Source organism: Pseudomonas sp. SMSB3, assembly GCF_052041965.1.
In the GTDB taxonomy this organism is placed as follows: domain Bacteria; phylum Pseudomonadota; class Gammaproteobacteria; order Pseudomonadales; family Pseudomonadaceae; genus Aquipseudomonas.
Window position 1 is genome coordinate 290,140 of sequence record NZ_JBKGGV010000004.1, and the last position, 19,191, is coordinate 309,330.

Consider the following 19,191-nt stretch of genomic DNA (forward strand, 5'->3'; position numbering starts at 1 on the left):
TTACCGCTCGCTGCGCAGCGGCTGGCGTTGCAGCAGCTGGGCGATGCGCTGCTTGAGTACGGTCAGCTCAAACGGCTTGAACAGGATATCGTCGCGCTCGCCCAGCGCTGTTGCCGGCAAGGCCGCATTGGGACTGTAGCCGCTGATGAACAACACCGGCAGGTCGCTGCACAACTGGCGGCATTCGTGGGCCAGTTGGTGGCCGTCGAAGCGCCCTGGCAAACCGACGTCGGTGATCAACAGGCCGGGGCTCAGCCCTGCCTTGACTGCCGCCAGTGCCTGGCGCGCATTGGCATAGGAATGCACGTCATGGCCACAGTCTTCCAGCAGGTCAGTGATCAGCAGGCGTAACACGTCCTGATCTTCCACCAAGACCGTGCACAGGTGCAAAGGGGTGCTGGGCAGGTTGACCATGCTGGGCGCGGCTACCGTCGGCGGTTGCGCAGCACCGAGGTGTCTGGGCAGGTAAAGATCGATGACGGTGCCCTCGCCGCAGGCGCTGGTGATGTGCAATTGCCCACCGGATTGGCGCACGAAGCCATAGACCATCGATAGCCCCAGGCCTGAACCCTCGCCCAGGGGTTTGGTGGTGAAGAATGGATCGAGCGCGCGCCGCGCCACCTCCGCTGGCATGCCCACGCCGCTGTCCTTGACCTGAATGTGCAGGTAGTCGCCGGGGGGCATTTCCAGGCCTTGCGCGCTGGCAGCATCGAAACGGGCGTTGACGCTGGCAATGCTTAGCACACCGCCCAATGGCATGGCGTCGCGGGCGTTGAGGAACAGGTTGATCAGTGCACTTTCCAACTGCGGGGGGTCGACCAGAATCGGCCATTGCCCAGGCACGGTCTGGTTGACGAATTCGATGTTGCGGTTGGTTGAGCTGTTGATCAGGTCCTGCATGCCGCCAACCAGCGCGTGTACATCCACAGGCTGCGGCATCAAGGTCTGCTGGCGCGAAAACGCCAGCAACCGCTGTACCAGCGAGGCGGCACTCTGCACGCCGTGCTGCGCCACACCGATCAGGCGCAACGTCTCGTGATGGCGCTGCTTGCCGTGGTGTTTGGCGGCCATTTCCAGCGCACCCATGATGCTGCCGAGCAAGTTGTTGAAATCATGGGCGATGCCACCGGTCAATTGGCCGACCGCCTCCATCTTCTGCGATTGGCGCAGGGCCCGCTCGGTTTCGCGCAGGCGTTCCTGCTCGTTGACCCGGTCGGTGATGTCATAGGCGAACAGATAGCCGCCCTGGATGCGCTGTTGTTCATCGCGCAATGGGTTATACAGAATCTCGTAGTGGCGCAGTGCATCGGGCATGCCCACGGCGAGTATTTCAGTGAAGGCCTCACCGGACATCAGGCGCGGCCACACCGGTTCCAGCCGGCTCATCAGGTCAGGATGCCGGGCAAGAAATTGCGGGATGAAGTCACCGACCTGAGGGGCGAAACCGCGCAGGCGCTTGAAGGTCTCCTGGGCCGTGCGGTTGATCGCCAGCAAGCGCAGGCTGCGGTCGGCTGCGAACACGTTGGCCAGGCTGTGATCGACCAATTCGCCGAGCAGCTTGCTGTTGGCCTGGGCCTGGGTGACGCGCTGGTTCAGGTCGGCGTTACGTTGCCACAGGCGGTCGCGTTCGGGCTCACCGGCGGTCTGCGCCGTGAACTGGATGGCCAATCGGTTGAGCTGTGCAGGCTCCAAGCGCTGCACGGTCAGAAACAACAGGCGGTTGGTGACTTCGAGGCGTTTCTCGAAACTCACCGACTGACCGGTACGCGCGACCTCGGCGAAGCGCTCCAGCCACTGGTCAGCTTCAGCCGGGATGATCTGCCGGGCGGTCTGGCCCATTTTCTTGGGGTGGCCGGTGTGATGCAGGCACGCGCCATTGGTCAGCAGGTAGCGGTAATCGTGATAGCGTCCGTGCTCGTCGGTCAGCAATTCGACCACGCAGAATCCTTCGTCCATGCGCGAGGAAATCAGCTCGAAGCACGTAGCCTTCAAGCGTGCGTCTTCCAGCTCCTGCTCTAGTTGGGCGATACGCGCTTCGAGGGCCGCGTGCTGGTTGGATGGCGAGGCGATGTACATGGCGCTGACTCGATGAAAACTCGCCCTAACTATAGAAAAGCGCCTCGCCAAGCGCCATCAAAACGATCGCACGATCCTGCCCAACGTGCGCATGGCCTCGCTACTGCCGGCATGCCAGGGGGTGCCGTAGTTGAGCCTGATGCAATTGCCAAACCGCCGGGTCGGCGAAAAAATCGGACCCGGCGCAATGCTGATGCCCTGGGCCAAGGCCAGGTGGAACAGTTTCAGCGCGTCGACATGCTCGGGCAACTCCAGCCACAGGAAGTAACCCCCGGACGGTTGGCTGACCCGCGTCTGTGCGGGGAAGTGTTCAGCGATGGCGGCGAGCATGTTGGCTTGTTGGCCCTCCAGGGCATAGCGCAGCTTGCGCAGGTGGCGATCGTAGCCACCATGCTGCAGGTAGTCGGCAATCGCGGCCTGCGCGGGCATCGAAGCGCACAGCGAGGTCATGAGTTTCAGGCGCTCGATCTTCTGCGCAAAGCGCCCGGCAGCGACCCAGCCGATGCGGTAGCCAGGCGCGAGGCTCTTGGCAAATGAGCCACAGTGCATCACCAGGCCCTGGGTATCGAAGGCCTTGGCCGGTTTCGGCGCTTGCTGGGCGTAGTACAGTTCGGCATAGACGTCGTCTTCGATCAACGGCACCTGATGCCGCGCCAGCAATTCGACCAACGCCTGTTTCTTGGCTTCGGGCATGCTCGCGCCTACCGGGTTCTGGAAGTTGGTCATGCACCAGACCGCCTTGACCGGATGTTTGTCCAAGGTTTGCGCCAGCACGGTCAGGTCCATGCCCTCGCGAGGGTGTACCGGAATTTCCACCGCCTTCAGCTTGAGCCGCTCCAATACCTGCAGGCAGGCATAGAACGCTGGCGCCTCGATGGCCACCAGGTCACCCGGCTCGGTCACCGCTTGCAGGCACAGGTTCAGGGCTTCCAAGGCGCCATTGGTGATGAGTAGTTCTTCGATCGGCAGCATCAAGCCGCCGACCATGTAGCGCAGGGCGATCTGCCGACGCAGTTGTGGGTTGCCCGGTGACAGGTCGGTGACCACCATGCGCGGATCCATCGCGCGGGTCGCGCTGGCCAGCGAGCGTGACAGACGTTGCAACGGAAAAAGCTCGGGGCTGGGGAAGGCGGAGCCGAACGGTACGGTGTGGGGGTCCTTGATCGACTCAAGGATGGAGAACACCAGAGCACTGACATCCACCTCGGTCGACTCACTCAGCACTGGCTGGGCCTGAGGCTCGCTGATCTGGCGCGGCGCATAGGCGTTGACGAAGTAGCCCGAGCGCGGGCGCGCGCGGATCAGTCCGCGCCGCTCCAGCAGGTAGTAGGCTTGAAAGACGGTGGACGGGCTGACGCCGTGGGTCTGACTGGCATAACGCACCGATGGCACGCGTTGGCCAGGGCCGAGCACGCCGGTGCGGATGAGTTCGGCGATGTCATCGGCAAAGCGTTCGTAACGTTTCATGGCGGCTCGCAAGCAGGGGTAACGGCGGGGAAGGGCGCAGTAGCGTTCTACGCAGCACTGCGCCGGGCCGGAGATAGCCGAGACACTATGACCTGCAAACTGTATTCAGCACAGGCTCAGGTCGGCGACTGAAAACCATATCAGATCAGCCGAGCGGCCGCCTGCGATCAAATGACTGAACCCGGCACGCTGGCCTTGAGATGCTTGCGGCTGTCCTTGGCACCTGCCACGGTCAGTGCATCGGCTTCGGCCTCAGTGATGGGAAAGCGCTCACCCACCAGCACGGCGACTGACATGCGCAGTTGTTCATCGGTGACGATCTCGATTTCAGGTCCCATGGCGTCGATACGAAGCGTGTCGCCAATCAACGTGCAGCGTTGGGTGTTTTCTTCGATTTCGATAGGCATGGCGTGATCCTCCAGGGCTGATGGTGGTTGTGACCGCAGGGGGCTGCAGGATGCTCAATGCAGGCGCCCGCTGGGCACTTTGCGCACTGACTGGGGGTCAATCGCTCAGGAGTCGCCGTTTGAAGTGGAACACCACGCATGGAATTGATCTGGGAAGCCATAGAAGCTGAATTCGCCGACATCACCGATGTGCAGGAGGTGGTTCGCATCCTCGTGCGCTTGATGATGGCCGCGCTGCTGGGCGCGGTGCTGGGCTTCGAGCGTGAGCACCGAGGCAAGTCAGCCGGCGTGCGTACACACATGCTGGTGTCGCTGGGCGCGGCCTTGTTCGTGCTTGCGCCAAGCATGGCCGGGGCCGACGAGCAGGCACTGAGCCGGGTGATTCAGGGGATCGTGGCGGGGATCGGCTTCCTGGGGGCGGGCACCATTCTCAAGGGTAACGGCAAGGACCCCAGCCATGTCAAAGGCCTGACCACCGCTGCGGGGCTGTGGATGACCGCCGCCATCGGCACGGCTGCCGGTATGGGGCGCGAAGCCACCGCGCTGATCAGTACAGTGCTGGCGTTACTGGTGCTGGGCACGATGCCGCTGTTGGTGGGCAAGGTCGAGGGGCAGAACGAGGAGAAGCAACATGAGGAGGGGGGCGAGAAGCACTAAGGGGAGCCGAAGCTCCCCCCAAAGCGTTGTTGCCTGCTCTTTTTTATTATTGAGGCCGGCCTTTTGTTGTTTTTGTAGGCCTGCCTTGATGTCGCGGGTGACCCCTATCCGGGGTCAAGAGCAAACGTATTTTTTTGAGCGCTGAACTGCTTTTACCCAAAGGGTCCGATCTGACTGTCGCCACCTGGAGGTGGTTTTGTTGTTCTGTGTCAGTTCGCGGGGCGAGCCCCTGAAAAGCCTGTCGACTCCAAAAAAATCTGCTTGCTGCGCCTCTGCCGTGTTGTTCTTGTTATGTCAGAGCCGTTGCCTGTTGTTTTTATTGGTTTCGCGTTTTTCTTGTTCTTGTACCAAAGATATAGCAGGTGCCGTGCCAACTTTTGAAAAGCTCTATAAATCAATGATTTATGAAAATTGGTAGGTGTTCACGAGGCAGCGCGACGGTTTATCTGTTTCCCTGTTACCCGATATTTCTCCCCGCGATGTGGGGCCGGTAACACTCACCCACACTCATGTGACACCTTAATGAAATTCATTGTGCCCGACGTGCTTGGGCCACACGCGAGCCGTTGACCCGGCCCAGGACATCGCTGATGCGCTGGCCGGCAGCAATCAAGCGTTCGAGGTCGATGCCGGTTTCGACGCCTAGGCCCTGCAATAGGTACACGAGATCCTCGGTAGCCACGTTGCCCGTTGCACCCTTGGCATAGGGACAGCCGCCCAAGCCCGCCACGGAACTGTCGAACACACTGATGCCTTCGAGCAGGCTGGCATAGACGTTGGCCAGTGCCTGGCCGTAGGTGTCATGGAAGTGCCCGGCCAATTGCTTGCGCGGAATCACATCGGCCACGGTTTCGAAGAGCCGTCGAGTAGCCCCGGGCGTTCCAGTGCCCAGCGTGTCGCCCAGCGACACCTCGTAACAGCCCAGCTGATACAGGGCGCTGGCTACAGGGGCGACTTGCTCGGCACTGACACTGCCTTCGTAGGGGCAGCCCAGCACGCACGACACATAACCGCGCACGCGCACGTCGTGGCGCTGGGCAGCCTCCATGATCGGTTCGAAGCGCTGCAGGCTCTCGCTGATGGAACAGTTGATGTTGCGCTGCGAGAACGCCTCGGTTGCGGCGGCGAACACCGCCACTTCCTTGACCCCGGCGGCCACTGCAGCTTCAAAGCCACGCATGTTGGGCGCCAGCGCCGCGTAGGTGACCCCGGGCTGCTGCGCGATGGCGGCGAACACCTCGGCAGAGCCGGCCATTTGCGGCACCCATTTGGGCGAGACGAAACTGCCGACTTCGATATAGCGCAGCCCGGCGTCGGCCAACGCATCGACCAGGCACACCTTGTCGGCGACGCTGATCGGTTGGGCTTCGTTCTGCAGGCCGTCGCGCGGGCCGACTTCGACTACGCGCACAGTGGTGGGGATGGGCATGGATAAGCTTCCTGTCAGCGTTTGTCTGGAGTGTTCAAGGTGGCCGCCAAGGCTTGCTCGCAGCGTTCCTGGGCGGTGTCGAGTTCCAGCTGCATCTGGTGGATGTCGAGCATCTGCTGCTCGAGCTGAGTGCGCCGCTCGGCAATCTTGGCGAGCATGCTGTTGAGTTGCTTGATGTTACCGCTGCTGGGATCGTACAGCTCGATCAGCTCGCGGCATTCTGCCAGTGAGAAGCCGATGCGCTTGCCGCGCAGGATGAGCTTCAGGCTGACTTTGTCACGAGCCGAGTAGATACGTTCCAGGCCCCGTCGCTCCGGGCTGAGCAAGCCCTGTTCTTCGTAAAAGCGGATAGCGCGGGTGGTGATGTCCAGCTCGCGGGAAAGGTCGGAGATGCTGTAGGTCTGGCTGCTCATGCGCGGGCTCGAGGGGTATGGATGACGGTATCCTGAAGCCAGCTTGACGTATACGTCAAGTCAGCGGCGGCGCTTATCGGGCTTGCACCGAACGTCGGTAGGCATTGGGCGTCTGCCCGCTCATGCGCTTGAAGAATCGGGCGAAGTAGGTCGGGTCGCTGAAGCCCAGGCTATCGGAAAGCTGACCGATGCTCATGCGGCTGTAGGCCAGGTTGCGCCGGGCTTCGAGCAGCAGGCGCTGATGCACGACCTGCAAGGCGCTTTGCCCGGTGAGGGTGCGGCATAGTTGGTTGAGTTGCAGGCTCGAGACGTTCAGGCGCCCGGCCAAGGCCTCGACCGACAGGTGCTCACGGTAATGCGCCTCGACCAGGCGCAGGTAGGCGCCGAGCACCTGCCGGTCGCGCTCATCGCGGGTCCGCGGTGCCTGACCTGACTGCTGGCGGCGACTGATCCACACCATCAGTGCGGTCATCAGTGATTCGAGCAGCGTCGCCCGTGCCGGCGCGGTGCCCTGGTACTCATGCTGCAAGGTTTCGACCAATGCGCGCAGGCGCGCTCGGTCCTGGCCCAGCGGATAGCAGGCAGCCTTTGCCAACACGCCAAGCGGCGCCCCCAGCCGCTGTTCAAGCTCGGCCACCAGCGCTGCGCCAAACGTCAGGACATGCCCCTGGATATCTTCGCTGAAGCGAAAACCATGCACCGTGAGTGGCGGCACCACCTGGATGGCCGCCTCGGCGACGGTGCTGCGCACGCCTTCGATTTCCACCTCGGCCTGCCCGCGTTGCACGTGCAGCAGTTGAAACAGCTCGGCGTGCTGATGCGGCTTGATTTCCCAGCGATGCGGGCGACTGCGCGCATGAATGGGCTCGCAATGCAGCAGGTCCGTGCCCGGCCAGGGGTGGTTTTCGCCGTAGAGCTGAAACAGCGGCACCTTGCCTAGAATGGATTTCATGGAGGTTGGCCTGTCCGTTAATCGAACCATTTTTGTAAAAGTGCAGGTTTAACCGGAAAAAGCGCAGTAATTGGGCCTGTGTCGTCAGTAAAAATGCAAGCACGAACACCCACGAGATAACAACAATGAACACTCAGGTTGCAATCATTGGCGCAGGTCCGTCCGGGCTGCTGCTCGGCCAGTTGCTGCACAACGCTGGCATTGACACTGTCATTCTCGAGCGCCAGAGCGCTGACTATGTGCTGGGCCGCATTCGTGCGGGCGTGCTCGAACAAGGCACGGTCGATCTGCTGCGCGAAGCGGGTGTCGCCGAGCGCATGGACCGTGAAGGCCTGGTTCATGACGGGGTAGAGCTGGTGCTGGGCGAGCGCCGGCAGCGCCTGGACCTCAAGGGGCTGACCGGCGGCAAGACGGTGATGGTCTACGGCCAGACCGAAGTCACCCGCGACCTGATGCAAGCGCGCGCCGCCAATGGCGCAGCGATCCTGCATGACGTCAGCGATGTGCAGTTGCATGAGCTCAAGGGCGGCAAACCGTACGTGACCTTCGAGCACGCCGGCCAACGCCGGCGCCTGGACTGCGACTACATTGCCGGGTGCGACGGCTTCCATGGCGTGTCGCGGCAGAGCATTCCGGCCGGGGTGCTGCAGACCTACGAGCGGGTCTACCCATTCGGCTGGCTCGGCCTGTTGTCGGACACGCCACCGGTCAACCATGAACTGATCTACGCCCATCATGCGCGCGGCTTTTCCCTGTGCAGCCAACGCTCGCAGACCCGCAGCCGCTATTACCTGCAGGTGCCGTTGGGCGAACAGGTGGAGGATTGGCCGGATGCGCGTTTCTGGGCAGAGCTCAAGGCGCGCCTGCCCGCTGATGTGGCGCAGCGCCTGGTGACCGGCCCGGCGCTGGAAAAGAGCATTGCCCCGCTGCGCAGCCTGGTGGTCGAGCCGATGCAGTACGGCCAGCTGTTCCTGGTCGGCGATGCTGCCCACATCGTGCCGCCTACAGGTGCCAAAGGGCTCAACCTGGCGGCCTCTGACGTCAACTATCTGTACCGGATCCTGGTCAAGGTCTACCGCGAAGGGCGCACCGACCTGTTGCAACAGTACTCGCCGATGGCCTTGCGACGGGTGTGGAAGGGCGAGCGCTTCAGCTGGTTCATGACCCAGTTGCTGCACGACTTCGGCGAACACAAGGATGCCTGGGACCAGAAGATGCAGGAGGCCGATCGCGAGTATTTCTTGTCCTCGCCCGCCGGTTTGGCCAACATTGCCGAGAACTACGTTGGGTTGCCGTACGAGCAAGTGCTGTAGCGCGCCGCCAGGGCGCGAAGCGCTCGTGCAGGCGACCCACAGCTGCCACCCCGCGCAAGGAAGCCGCCGATGCTCCGCTACGCTGCCGCGTCCATCTTTATTCTCTGCCTGGGCGCCGCCGCGCTGCCGGCCTGGGCCGACGGGCCAGGGCTAGCCATCGCGCCTGAGTCGCAGTCGGGCTACCGCAGCGGCCTGCTGCCAGTGCAGGGCAAACGGCACATGGTTGCGGCTGCCAACCCTCTGGCCAGCCAGGCCGGACGGGCCATGTTGCGTGCCGGTGGCAGCGCCATCGATGCGGCGATCGCCATGCAGATGGTGCTGACGCTGGTCGAGCCGCAGTCCAGCGGGATCGGCGGCGGCGCTTTCATTCTGTACTGGGACGGCCAGCAGATTCAGGCCTATGACGGCCGCGAAGCGGCACCGGCTAGGGTCAGCGAGCGCTTGTTCTTGCAGCCCGATGGCTCGCCCATGGCCTTTCGCGACGCCCAGATCGGCGGGCGATCGGTCGGCGTGCCGGGCGTGTTGCGGGCCTTGGAGCTGGCCCATGAGCAGCACGGCAAGCTGCCGTGGAGGGTATTGTTCGAGCCAGCGATCAAGCTGGCCCGTGAAGGCTTTCCCGTGTCGCAACGCCTGCACACCCTGATTGCGCAAGACCGCTTCATCGCCAGCGCGCCGGTAATGGCTGGCTACTTTCTGGACGAGCAAGGGGCGCCGTTGGCCGTTGGCACGCTGCTGCGCAATCCCGCGCTTGCCGCTACCTTCGAACACATCGCCGAGCAGGGCGCACAGGCGTTTTATCAAGGCGAGATCGCCAGCGCCGTGGTGGCGGCGGTGCACGCCCACGCCAACCCAGGGCAGCTGTCGCTCGACGACCTGCAGCAGTACGAGGCCAAGGTGCGCACGCCGGTATGCGCCGCCTACAAGCGCTGGAACATCTGCGGCATGCCGCCGCCCTCTTCGGGTGGGGTCAGCGTGTTGCAAACCTTGGGCATACTAGAGGCCTTGCAGCGCCAGTCGCCCGCGCATGATCTGGCCAAGCTGGCGCCTCAGCCGATTACCTCGCCGGCGGGGTTCGAGCCTGCGCCGCAGGCGGTGCACCTGATCGCCGAAGCCGAACGCCTGGTCTACGCCGACCGCGCTCAGTACCTGGCCGACAGCGACTACGTAGCAGTGCCGGTCAAGGCCCTGCTCGATCCGGCTTACCTGGCTGAGCGTGCCCGGCAAGTCGGCGCGCGCAGCATGCAACGCGCCAGCCCTGGCACACCGCCCGGTGCAGATCTGGCCATGGCCCCGGACCGCTCGCCGCTGCGCATTGCCACCTCGCACCTGTCCGCCGTCGATGACCAGGGCCAGGCCTTGGCCATGACCACGTCGGTTGAATCAGCCTTTGGTGCGCATGTGATGGTCGGCGGCTTCTTGCTCAACAACCACCTGACGGACTTCTCGTTCCTGCCTGAGGAAAACGGCCGGCCTGTGGCCAATCGGGTCCAGCCCGGCAAGCGTCCGCTTTCCGCGATGGCACCGACGCTGGTGTTCTCGCGCAGCTCCGGCGAGTTGCTGGCCAGCCTCGGGTCACCGGGAGGGTCACAGATCATCGGTTATGTGAACAAGGCGCTGGTCGCGCTGCTGGACTGGCGGCTGGACCCCCAGCAAGCGGCCAACCTGCCCAACTTCGGCAGCCGCAACGCCGGCACGGAAGTGGAGACGGGGTTGATCAGCCCTGCGCTGATGCGTCAGCTGGCAGCGCGCGGACACCCGGTCACGCCCATGGTGATGACCAGTGGCATGCAGATCATTCAGCGTACCGAGCAGGGCTGGGAGGGCGGTGCCGATCCAAGGCGTGAAGGCGTGGCGCTCGGCGATTAGCGAACGCACGTTGCCGGGCCAACAGCGCCATGGTAGAAGTCGCGCTCGCCATTCGAAAGATGAATACCCAGATGTCCACCAGCGTTAAATCGAATAGAGCTCTGTTCGACCTCGACCTGCTGCGCGCGATCGTCGTCGTGGCCGACTGCGGCAGCTTCACTACCGCGGCGGCCCGGCTGCATTCGACCCAGTCCACCATCAGCCAGAAAGTTCGCAGGCTCGAAGACATGGTCGGCCACCGCCTGCTGGTGCGCGGCAATCGCGATGTATTGCCCACCGACGCCGGGCAGACACTGCTCGGCTATGCCCGCCACATGCTGGCGCTGAACGACCAAATGCTCGAAGCCCTGGCCGGCGCCATGGTCGGCGTCACCGTACGTTTGGGCGTCCCTGAGGACTTTGTCGGCGGGCGCACCACCAATGCACTGTCGGCATTCAGCCGCCAGCATCCGCAAGTCAAGCTGGAAGTCACCAGTGGCCTGTGCCGTGACCTGAGCCAGGCCTTCGACAATGGTGAGCTTGACCTGGTGCTGCTCAAGCAACGGCGCAACAGCCGCGAGGGCGTGGCCTGCTGGCCTGAACGCTTGCAGTGGATCGACAGCGCGCGACTCCCGGCCTTCGAGCTCGACCCAGTCCCGCTGGTGACGTTCCCACCGCGAGGCCTTTACCGCGAAGACATGATCAGCGCCATCGAAGGCATGGGCCGGCGCTGGCGCATCAGCTTCACCAGCTCCAGCCTCAGCGGCATCCAGGCGGCGGTCGCCGATGGCATGGGCATCAGCCTGCTGCCGCCGCGCGCGGCCAGCGGCGAACACCGGGTGCTAGGCGCGCAGCAGGGCTTGCCGGAGGTGAACAGCTACGAGATCGTGATCGTGCACAAGCCGACCGCCGATGCGATGGTCAAGGCGCTGGCCGGGGTGATGACCGAGTTGCTGGCAGGTGGCGGGATCTAGCCGGCATGCGCTTGCGCGCTTCCAGGCTGCAGCGCATCAGAAGAAATTGCGCTGGGCCTTGAGCGTAACCACGCTCTCGCAGTAGGCATTGATCCCGGCGTAGGCATCGCAGCCGCCGCCGCTGAGGTCTGAGTTGCTGTAGATCAGGTTGAGATCCAGGCCCAACCAGGGCCGTGACAGCTCCAGCGACCAGTCAGAGAAGCCACTCACGCGGCTGCCATCGCCGATGGTGAACGGTGTGCCTAGGCTGTGGTGAGCGACCTTGACGGTGAGGTCGACGTCAAACAGCGGCAGCCGGCCGAAGTCGGCGAAGAGGGTGCCGGTGCGGTTGTCGGGATTGTCGCGCCAGGCGCCGCCGAAGCGGCTGCCCAGCACTGAAATACCGCCATACAGTGCGTAGCTGTCTGCATCCGTGAGCTTGGGCTGGCTGTAATGAATCAAGCCGACTTCATAGCCCAGGGTGCTGTCGAAGTGGTGCTTGTAGCCGAGGTAACTGTCCAGGCGCAGGGTCGAATCGGGCGTCATGCCCATGCTTGGGGCATATTGGCCGATGTACCAGCCGCTGGGGTGGCTCAGGTCAAGGCCGCCATGAAAGGCGCCGACCGCACTCGGCGAGATCAAGCCCTGCGCCATGCTGCGCGAGGGCGTGGTGCCGAGTTTGAAATCGAAATCGCCAAGTTGACGTTGGATTTGCTGCGCATGCAGTGCCGGGCTGCAAAGGAGGGCCGCAGTCAGCATCAGCAGTGGCCTGGTCATGGTCACCGTCCTGGAAGGCTTGCTCTTGAGCGCTCGAGCATACCTGCGTCGGCCACCGCGGCGCTACCTGTGCCGGTCGCCACGCGACCGTTGGCGCTAGCCGCCAGGCGCCGACGCGGTTGTTCAGCCTTTGATGGCCAGGTCGGCTTCGGCCGATTCGGTGACCACTTGCTGACTGCCCGAGCGCTCGATCACGCGTTTGTGCAATTCATATTGATCCAGTGACAGCCCGCGCCGCTGCAGCGACTCCAGCTGCAATTGGCGGGTTTCTTGCGCGGTGTAGGGGCGCAATTCGGGGTGGTTGGCGCAACCGGTGAGCACGGCAAGGGCGGTAGCGGTCAGGGCAGCGAGCAGCAAGCGGGCCGTGGCGGTCATCGGGAAGCTCCAGAAAGGGTGTATGTTTCGATGGAGCTAGAATATTGATTGCCCGCCTCGCTTAGAAATTGGTGCTGTCGATAGTGACTATCGAGCCTGCTACCCCCTGGGCGAGCCTGAGAACAACAGCCAAGGAGCAACGCCATGAACATCATCAATGCCCGCCTGCGGGGCAAGCCAGGGCTGTACCGCATCGAGGTGCAGGGCCAGCGCATCGCCGCCATCGTGGCCCAGGGCGATGGCGCGGCGCCTGGTGCACCTGGCGACCTCGATGCCCGGCAGAACCTGGTGGTGCCGCCGTTCGTCGAGCCGCACATTCACCTGGACGCCACGCTGACGGCCGGCGAGCCTAACTGGAACATGAGCGGCACCTTGTTCGAAGGCATTGAACGCTGGGCCGAACGCAAGCAACTGACCACCCACGAGGACATCAAGGCACGTGCTACCAAAACCATCGGCATGCTGGTGGACCATGGCATCCAGCACGTACGCACCCACGTCGATGTGACCGATCCCAGCCTCACCGCACTCAAGGCCATGGTCGACGTGCGCGAGCAGGTGCGCGATTGGGTCGACGTGCAGATCGTCGCGTTTCCCCAGGAAGGCATCGAGTCCTTTGCCAATGGCCGCGCCTTGATGACCGAAGCGGTGGCCATGGGCGCCGATGTGGTCGGCGGCATCCCGCATTTTGAGAACACCCGCGATCAAGGCGTGTCGTCGATCAAGTTCCTGATGGACCTGGCCGAGCGCACCGGCTGCCTGGTCGATGTGCACTGCGATGAAACCGACGATCCGCAGTCGCGCTTTCTCGAAGTGCTGGCCGAGGAGGCGCGGGTGCGCGGCATGGGCGCGCGCGTCACCGCCAGCCATACCGTGGCCATGGGCTCCTACGACAACGCCTACTGCTACAAGCTGTTCCGCCTGCTGAAAATGTCGGGAATCAACTTCGTGTCCTGCCCGACCGAAAGCATTCACCTGCAAGGGCGCTATGACGGCTACCCCAAGCGTCGCGGCCTGACCCGCGTCGCCGAAATCGACCGCGCCGGGATGAATGTATGCTTCGGTCAGGACTCGATCGTCGACCCGTGGTACCCCTTGGGCAACGGCAATATCCTGCGCATCCTCGAAGCCGGGTTGCACATCTGCCACATGCTCGGTTACGAAGACCTGCAGCGCTGCCTGGACCTGATCACCGACAACAGCGCCCGCACGCTCAATCTGGGCGAGCGTTATGGCATCGAAGTGGGCCGCCCGGCCAATCTGCTGCTGCTCTCGGCGCCGGATGACTACGAGATGGTGCGTAGTCAGGGCCATGCGCTGGTATCGGTGCGCAATGGCCAGGTGCTGATGCGCCGTACGCCGGCGCAGGTCGAGCGGTTGGGCTGAGGGTGGCGTTGAGGCGTGATTTTGTTGATGTCAGTTTTTCATCACTCTAGGATGGCGCCGCCAATGATGGCACAATGACATAGCAGGGAGTTCAATGCAGTATCACCACCTCGTGATGAGGTTGTGCCTTGTGACCGTCGGGCTGTGCGCAGCTGACGCCAGCTTGGCGGCTACGCCGGGTGAGCAAGATCTGATCCGCGATCGCCAAGACCGTTTGCTTCAAGAGCAGCAGCGCCGCCTTGACGACCTGCGCGATCTCCCAGGCCAGCAATCGTCACCGGCTCCCGTCCCAGCGGCTCCGGATACCGTCAAAACCTTTGACAACTGGGTAGATGCCGTTCGCAGAGGCAAGCCATTGAACTCACCCGAGCGCAAACCCGCTACCAAGGAAGACAGCGAACTTGCCCGCCTGCGTGCCGAGGTCGCAGAACTGAAAATGGAGGGGGAAATCCTAAAAAAGGCGGCGGTATTCTTTGCCAAAGACTCCAGGTGAGATACGCCTTCGTCGCTGCTGAGAGGACTCAACACCCGGTGCGAGTGTGGTGCCAGGTGATGGAAGTCTCGGTTTCAGGCTTCTACGATTTCACAGATCGTCGGCTTCGCTCCGACCTTGACGATCAAGTTCGCATTAATTTACGCAGCGTTATAGCAGCCAGTCGAAACGACAATAGCCGACCTCGACTGGTCGCAGCCTTGCGTCAGAAATCGCATTCAGAAGATGTCCAGCAAAGCATGAGTCGTAGAGGAAATTGCTGGGAAAACGCAGTGGCTGAGAGCTTTTTAGCTACGCTGAAAAGGGAGGAAACCTGTGTGATCTACTCCACCAAAAGACATGCTCAGCTGGGGATTGCTAGCTACGTGCATGGGTTCTATGACAGCAGCTGACTGCACTCAGCGTTGGGTTATCGTTCACCTAATAATTATGCGAAGTGATTGGAGCAGCAAGCTGTGTAGCTGGCTTCTTAGCGTCCGTTGTCACGGGAAAGGCCCAGCTCACATCAAGGCTGGGACATTGCTGGGGTGGCGTTATCCAGGGCAGGGGGGGGCCAGGCCGGGATTAAATAAGTAACGCGTTCACCAACATCAACGCGAGAGTACCGAATTTTCCGGGCATCGAACGATTCGGTGAGGCCATGGAATACTTCACAGTGACTAACACGGACTTGTTCATGACAGAGGTCAGTGAGCTGTATGCTAATGCAGGAACGCCACTGACACGTCAGGTTGGACAGATGATCGTGGGGCTTGTTGGCGCAGGAAAGCGGTATGACGTGCAAAACGTTATTCCAGGATTGCACGCGCAGGCTGGGGCCGTGAACAGTGTACTGACCCGTTATCCAGGTGTGCTTATGGATGTTATCACCGGGACCAACAACAAATGATTATCAAAAAAACGGCATTAGTAGAGCGGGATGGGACATGGACATTTCAAAATACGCTCTACGCTGGCGCGGCATTAGAATTTCACAAGCGAAGGCTTGTATCGGGCGAGCGATTCGCCTGTGGCCGCTATATAGATGCTTATCGCAGTGACTTTATTTCCGGAGGCGGCGTGGGCTGTGTTGAGTCGGAGTGTGATCGCGCTGGAGAGCAAGCGATGCCAGACCGAACCGGCGAGGGTGGGCGATGCCTTGCCCGTCGCAGATGATCAGGTCGGGGGGCGGCACTTCCCGTTCGCTAAAAGCGCTGAAATCGAAGGCAGTGCGCGAAACGAAAAAGCTTCTGCACGCAAAGAAATGGCCACTTGAGTGTTACGAACTAATGAAGGCAGGCCTAAAAACAATCGACCTTAACGATGCCATTGATTTTGATCAATACTGGCCCGATGACGAAAAAAATTTTGGGATATGGCTGACAGTTCAAATTGGACCTGACGATCAAGAGGGCGGGCATCTGTTTCAGATACCTGTATGTACTCCCGACTGGATTCAAAACAAGTATTATTTCCAGAGGGCTGTGTGGGGTCGACATATGTTGATCGTTTTTGAATACGACAAGGATCTGATAGTCAAAGAAATTTCAAACTACGTTGATGGTTGCTCGGGGACAGATTTTTGGGATCTAGCCCAAAAACTGTCTCGTATTGGGGTGTGGGAATTCGAAGATTACGAACCATAGCTAACAAGATATGCATGCATAACTGCCACCGTCCCCGCGCCGGTAATGTTTAGATCTGCTCAGCGCGAAATCTCCTTTCCTTAGTCGCTGGCTTTGGTCGTGGACATGGCGATCAAGGCATGAAGCATTTGCGCGAGGGATTTTTGTTGGCTTGTAGATCGCTGCTCGCTGGCTTCAAGTTGCTGTAACCATTTGGCGCAGGCTCGCGTGTACGCATCAATAGTTTCCTGCTGCTGATCAAACAGTTCTCCAAAACGGTATGGTAAGTATCTAATTTTTAGGTGTGATGGCTGCTGCGGTTAGCGGCCACGGCGACCGCGCACAGATGGACGCCTGGGTGGCGAACTACTCGACGCAATGACTACCTGACCCATGAAGAAGCCCGGGCCCAGCGCGTTGAAGAGAAAGCCTGCGCGGATGCTGGATGCGTCAATGTTCTACGAGAGTGGTATGCTCTACTGGATGAGACGCGCAATAAGCAATGGCCGATGTGAGCCGCAATAACCCAGGGCAGTGCGAAGAACTTTCCGCGAAGCCTAGTGCCGGTGAGCCGAAGCTTCGAGCGTTGGCGAAAGATGCATCGGGGCAGGGAGGTTATGGCGCTTCTGTTGTCATCGGGTATGTCACTAGCACTAGCAATCAAGATGCGAAGAATGTCATTGCGAGTGAGTTGAGTGCGCTTGAGGAGGAGATGGTAGTGGATTCCTTTCCATGCTAGGCTCGACATCGCTGAGTGCGGCGATGGGTGGTAGCTCCATTGGTACAAAAGCGACAGGGACTGCTGGAAGTAAGCTCCCATCGTCGTTGCCTCATAACTTAACTGGGTATGCAAGCCCGTAGGACATTCGGTTTACGCAGGACAGTGTTTCAAACACATTCGAGGATGGCAAAACGCTCCAAGCCACAATTGATGGCTTAAGAACTGGGAAAATATCCCCAGGCGACTTGACGCCTATTCGGGTGTTTGAGAAAAATGAAGTGAGTTACAGATTGGACAATTGCCGTTCGCTTGCCGCGTCACAAGCCGGTGTCCCAATCAAGATTGGGCCAGCAACGCCAGCAGAAGTTGCCAAAATGTTGGAAAATGACTACGCCGAATGATAGATCAATTATTTGCGTTCCTGGCGTCTGTAAGTGAGGGCTTATGAATCTTGATCGAGTGGTTGCGATACAAACAAAAGAAGAGCTGGCAAGTTTCATCGAAGACCTGGGTGAGGACCTGACCGTTTCTCCCGACGAATAGGAAAACGCTGATTTGGAGCGATTTCTGTTTGCAATGGCGGCTTGGATTAGATCAATGGATATCTATGCAAAGAACACTGGAGATAGTGATGTGGTCCATCCAAGTTGGAGCACGTTTGCAAAAATACTGTACGCTGCGAAAGTCTACGAGTGATCGGAGTGCCGGCTGTTTAATTATGCCACGTTGAAAACACCGGCCTAGCTCCGGTGTTGTTTTATCTGCGGTCAGCGCCAAGAAATAACTGCTGAGGCTGTCAGTAATTTGTCTGCAAACAGTCTGCATATTGTCTGTAGTGATAAAGCCCACGCCTCAATAAGGCAAGCGATTGTCGATAACCGATCCTCTGGCCGATTTGGCCCTTAAATCTGGTGTGTATTCGGGGCTTTGTATTGTCCTTAACTGCTGTTCATCGGGCTCTACACCATACGCACCTTGCCGGTGCTGCCAAGCCCCGGATTTACTGGGTTGCGGTGGTTTATCAGCCAACAGCGTGGCCTCATGCGGCAACGCTGTTGGCTGCATGCCCCGCACTACCTGATGACATGAGGCCACACCCATGCCACAGTGCCTTTTCTCTAGCCGCATTCTTTAGTGGCCTGCGGTCTTGCTGTTTTCGGCCTGTGGAACGAAGAAACGCTTGGTCTGGTGCTTAAAGATCATGGCATCGAGCAGGGCCAGTATCGAGCGGCGTTCGTACTCGTCCATCTGCGCCACGAACTTTAGCTTCAGCTCGTCTTGTGGCTCGCGCTCGCCTTGCTCGAACACCAGCAGTCGGTGGTCACGGTAAACGTGGTGGCGAGCTTTTTAGGAATCTCCAACAACGGTTGAGCCTCGCCCGATTCGTAGCGTTTTACCTAGGTGATATGGATTCCCACGGTGTCAGCCATTTGCTGCTGGGTCAGGCTGTGTTGTTTGCGTAGCTGAAAGAGGCGTTCAGTAGAGCTCATCTAGAACAAGCCTTGATGGTAGTCGATGCTTGGCATTGTCACCTCTGGTTCTGATGAGGGTTGACGAAAATATCTATATGGAGCCAGTAATCCCTTGTGAGATACTCGACAAGGTTTGAGAAGATACCGAATGGCCCCCATCCCCGAAGCCGAACTGGCTTCCTGCCAACTACGTGAATTAAGCTCGAGCAATGCAGCAAAGTTGGCAGCCTGGAAAGGCTTTGAATAACAGTGTTCCGAGCGTGCAGATAGGTGGGGATATTTTTCTTGATGCGACGAATGTTCTTCCGTCGAGCGCAGGTGGGACGTGGTTTGAAGCTGATATTGGCTTGAATAGCACTATGTCTCGCAGCAATTAGCCTAGCACGCGATTGCTGTATACAAACGATGGGCTACTATATATAACCACGAATTACTGTAAAACCGTCTCCCCTATTGGATTATGGAAGTAGTAGCTATGGAGATTACAATTGATGGTCATGGAGTTTTTGTTCTATTGATTCAGCGACCGGTGCTCGCTCCAATGCCGCAACCCAGTCTGGCCGAGCTCCCGCGCTAGAAGGAACGATGGCGAATGGATCAAGGAGGTTGGTTGAATTCGATGGTGTGGATGGTGAAGTTTTAGTTGATCGCAAGATTTCCGTTGTAACGACGAGCAGATCGAGGATCAGGCGCTTACTGAGAAGGCTTTTTTAGTGTCAAACTAAAGCCGAGAACATACCCAGAGTGGTCAGTCGATCGGGGCGAAATGGCGGTGGAATCTACTTTCCAGCTGGTACCGATCCAGCGAAAGGAGAACTCATTAAAGTCATGTCACCCGGCTGCTCACCTGT

General features: G+C 60.2%; 20 protein-coding genes. 10 read left to right on the forward strand and 10 right to left on the reverse strand.

Annotation, left to right across the window (positions count from 1 at the left end; translation table 11 throughout):
- The 3 genes from ACLEJW_RS09935 to ACLEJW_RS09945 form a co-directional block, all read right to left on the reverse strand.
- The gene (locus tag ACLEJW_RS09935) at nt 1-2,076 is read right to left on the reverse strand and encodes an ATP-binding protein (RefSeq protein WP_440777477.1); all 2,076 of its coding nucleotides are present in this window, start codon (nt 2,074-2,076) and stop codon (nt 1-3) included.
- 57 nt (nt 2,077-2,133) lie between these two features.
- The gene (mapR, locus tag ACLEJW_RS09940) at nt 2,134-3,543 is read right to left on the reverse strand and encodes a GntR family transcriptional regulator MpaR (protein WP_145182996.1); all 1,410 of its coding nucleotides are present in this window, start codon (nt 3,541-3,543) and stop codon (nt 2,134-2,136) included.
- A 167-nt stretch (nt 3,544-3,710) separates the two neighbouring features.
- On the reverse strand, nt 3,711-3,950 hold the full coding sequence (locus tag ACLEJW_RS09945) for a DUF3203 family protein (protein ID WP_313295248.1): 240 nt from the start codon (nt 3,948-3,950) through the stop codon (nt 3,711-3,713).
- A 138-nt stretch (nt 3,951-4,088) separates the two neighbouring features.
- Between ACLEJW_RS09945 and ACLEJW_RS09950 the strand changes: the two genes are divergently transcribed.
- The gene (locus ACLEJW_RS09950) at nt 4,089-4,607 is read left to right on the forward strand and encodes an MgtC/SapB family protein (protein ID WP_313295245.1); all 519 of its coding nucleotides are present in this window, start codon (nt 4,089-4,091) and stop codon (nt 4,605-4,607) included.
- A 529-nt stretch (nt 4,608-5,136) separates the two neighbouring features.
- Here ACLEJW_RS09950 and ACLEJW_RS09955 read toward each other — a convergent pair.
- From ACLEJW_RS09955 to ACLEJW_RS09965, 3 genes are all read right to left on the reverse strand, one after another.
- Nucleotides 5,137-6,036: a hydroxymethylglutaryl-CoA lyase gene (locus tag ACLEJW_RS09955; protein WP_440777478.1), complete on the reverse strand. Its 900-nt coding sequence runs from the start codon at nt 6,034-6,036 to the stop codon at nt 5,137-5,139.
- 14 nt (nt 6,037-6,050) lie between these two features.
- Entirely contained in the window at nt 6,051-6,449 is a 399-nt protein-coding gene (locus ACLEJW_RS09960; protein WP_313295240.1) for a MerR family transcriptional regulator, read from the reverse strand.
- 73 nt (nt 6,450-6,522) lie between these two features.
- A complete protein-coding gene (locus ACLEJW_RS09965; RefSeq protein WP_145183010.1) occupies nt 6,523-7,401 on the reverse strand; it encodes a helix-turn-helix domain-containing protein in 879 nt (292 codons plus the stop codon).
- A gap of 125 nt (nt 7,402-7,526) precedes the next feature.
- Here ACLEJW_RS09965 and pobA point away from each other — a divergent pair, with 125 nt between their 5' ends.
- From pobA to ACLEJW_RS09980, 3 genes are all read left to right on the forward strand, one after another.
- Entirely contained in the window at nt 7,527-8,714 is a 1,188-nt protein-coding gene (gene pobA, locus ACLEJW_RS09970; protein WP_145183013.1) for a 4-hydroxybenzoate 3-monooxygenase, read from the forward strand.
- A gap of 69 nt (nt 8,715-8,783) precedes the next feature.
- Nucleotides 8,784-10,580, forward strand: a complete 1,797-nt coding sequence (gene ggt, locus ACLEJW_RS09975) for a gamma-glutamyltransferase (RefSeq protein ID WP_440777479.1) — start codon at nt 8,784-8,786, stop codon at nt 10,578-10,580.
- A 71-nt stretch (nt 10,581-10,651) separates the two neighbouring features.
- Nucleotides 10,652-11,533 (forward strand): LysR substrate-binding domain-containing protein, encoded by an 882-nt coding sequence (locus ACLEJW_RS09980; protein ID WP_145183019.1) that lies wholly within the window; start codon nt 10,652-10,654, stop codon nt 11,531-11,533.
- A 36-nt stretch (nt 11,534-11,569) separates the two neighbouring features.
- Here the strand turns inward: ACLEJW_RS09980 and ACLEJW_RS09985 are convergent, their stop codons facing one another.
- Both ACLEJW_RS09985 and ACLEJW_RS09990 read right to left on the reverse strand, forming a co-directional pair.
- Nucleotides 11,570-12,289: a TorF family putative porin gene (locus ACLEJW_RS09985; protein WP_313295228.1), complete on the reverse strand. Its 720-nt coding sequence runs from the start codon at nt 12,287-12,289 to the stop codon at nt 11,570-11,572.
- 123 nt (nt 12,290-12,412) lie between these two features.
- Nucleotides 12,413-12,664, reverse strand: coding sequence for a hypothetical protein (locus ACLEJW_RS09990; RefSeq protein ID WP_145183025.1), 252 nt, complete (start codon nt 12,662-12,664; stop codon nt 12,413-12,415).
- A gap of 144 nt (nt 12,665-12,808) precedes the next feature.
- Between ACLEJW_RS09990 and codA the strand changes: the two genes are divergently transcribed.
- The 4 genes from codA (at nt 12,809) to ACLEJW_RS10010 (ending at nt 15,432) form a co-directional block, all read left to right on the forward strand.
- Complete coding sequence (gene codA, locus ACLEJW_RS09995; RefSeq protein WP_313295223.1) at nt 12,809-14,050, forward strand: cytosine deaminase; 1,242 nt, start codon at nt 12,809-12,811, stop codon at nt 14,048-14,050.
- A 94-nt stretch (nt 14,051-14,144) separates the two neighbouring features.
- Nucleotides 14,145-14,543 carry a transposase gene (locus ACLEJW_RS10000; RefSeq protein WP_409520651.1) on the forward strand — a complete coding sequence of 133 codons (399 nt, stop codon included), beginning with the start codon at nt 14,145-14,147 and terminating at the stop codon, nt 14,541-14,543.
- Nucleotides 14,544-14,602: 59 nt separating this feature from the next.
- Nucleotides 14,603-14,935 carry a hypothetical protein gene (locus ACLEJW_RS10005; RefSeq protein ID WP_313295330.1) on the forward strand — a complete coding sequence of 111 codons (333 nt, stop codon included), beginning with the start codon at nt 14,603-14,605 and terminating at the stop codon, nt 14,933-14,935.
- Nucleotides 14,936-15,183: 248 nt separating this feature from the next.
- Nucleotides 15,184-15,432: a hypothetical protein gene (locus ACLEJW_RS10010; RefSeq protein WP_440777480.1), complete on the forward strand. Its 249-nt coding sequence runs from the start codon at nt 15,184-15,186 to the stop codon at nt 15,430-15,432.
- A 153-nt stretch (nt 15,433-15,585) separates the two neighbouring features.
- On the opposite strand, the gene ACLEJW_RS10015 is transcribed toward ACLEJW_RS10010, so the two are convergent.
- Nucleotides 15,586-15,717 (reverse strand): endonuclease V, encoded by a 132-nt coding sequence (locus ACLEJW_RS10015; RefSeq protein ID WP_409520936.1) that lies wholly within the window; start codon nt 15,715-15,717, stop codon nt 15,586-15,588.
- Here ACLEJW_RS10015 and ACLEJW_RS10020 point away from each other — a divergent pair.
- Together ACLEJW_RS10020 and ACLEJW_RS10025 are read left to right on the forward strand one after the other, a co-directional pair.
- Nucleotides 15,677-16,168, forward strand: coding sequence for an immunity 8 family protein (locus ACLEJW_RS10020; protein WP_440777481.1), 492 nt, complete (start codon nt 15,677-15,679; stop codon nt 16,166-16,168). The genes ACLEJW_RS10015 and ACLEJW_RS10020 overlap by 41 nt on opposite strands.
- A 1,255-nt stretch (nt 16,169-17,423) precedes the next feature.
- Nucleotides 17,424-17,564, forward strand: coding sequence for a DUF7660 family protein (locus tag ACLEJW_RS10025; protein WP_440777482.1), 141 nt, complete (start codon nt 17,424-17,426; stop codon nt 17,562-17,564).
- 435 nt (nt 17,565-17,999) lie between these two features.
- Here ACLEJW_RS10025 and ACLEJW_RS10030 read toward each other — a convergent pair whose 3' ends face one another.
- Nucleotides 18,000-18,176, reverse strand: coding sequence for a hypothetical protein (locus tag ACLEJW_RS10030; RefSeq protein WP_313295216.1), 177 nt, complete (start codon nt 18,174-18,176; stop codon nt 18,000-18,002).
- Between the last annotated feature and the right edge of the window lie 1,015 nt (nt 18,177-19,191).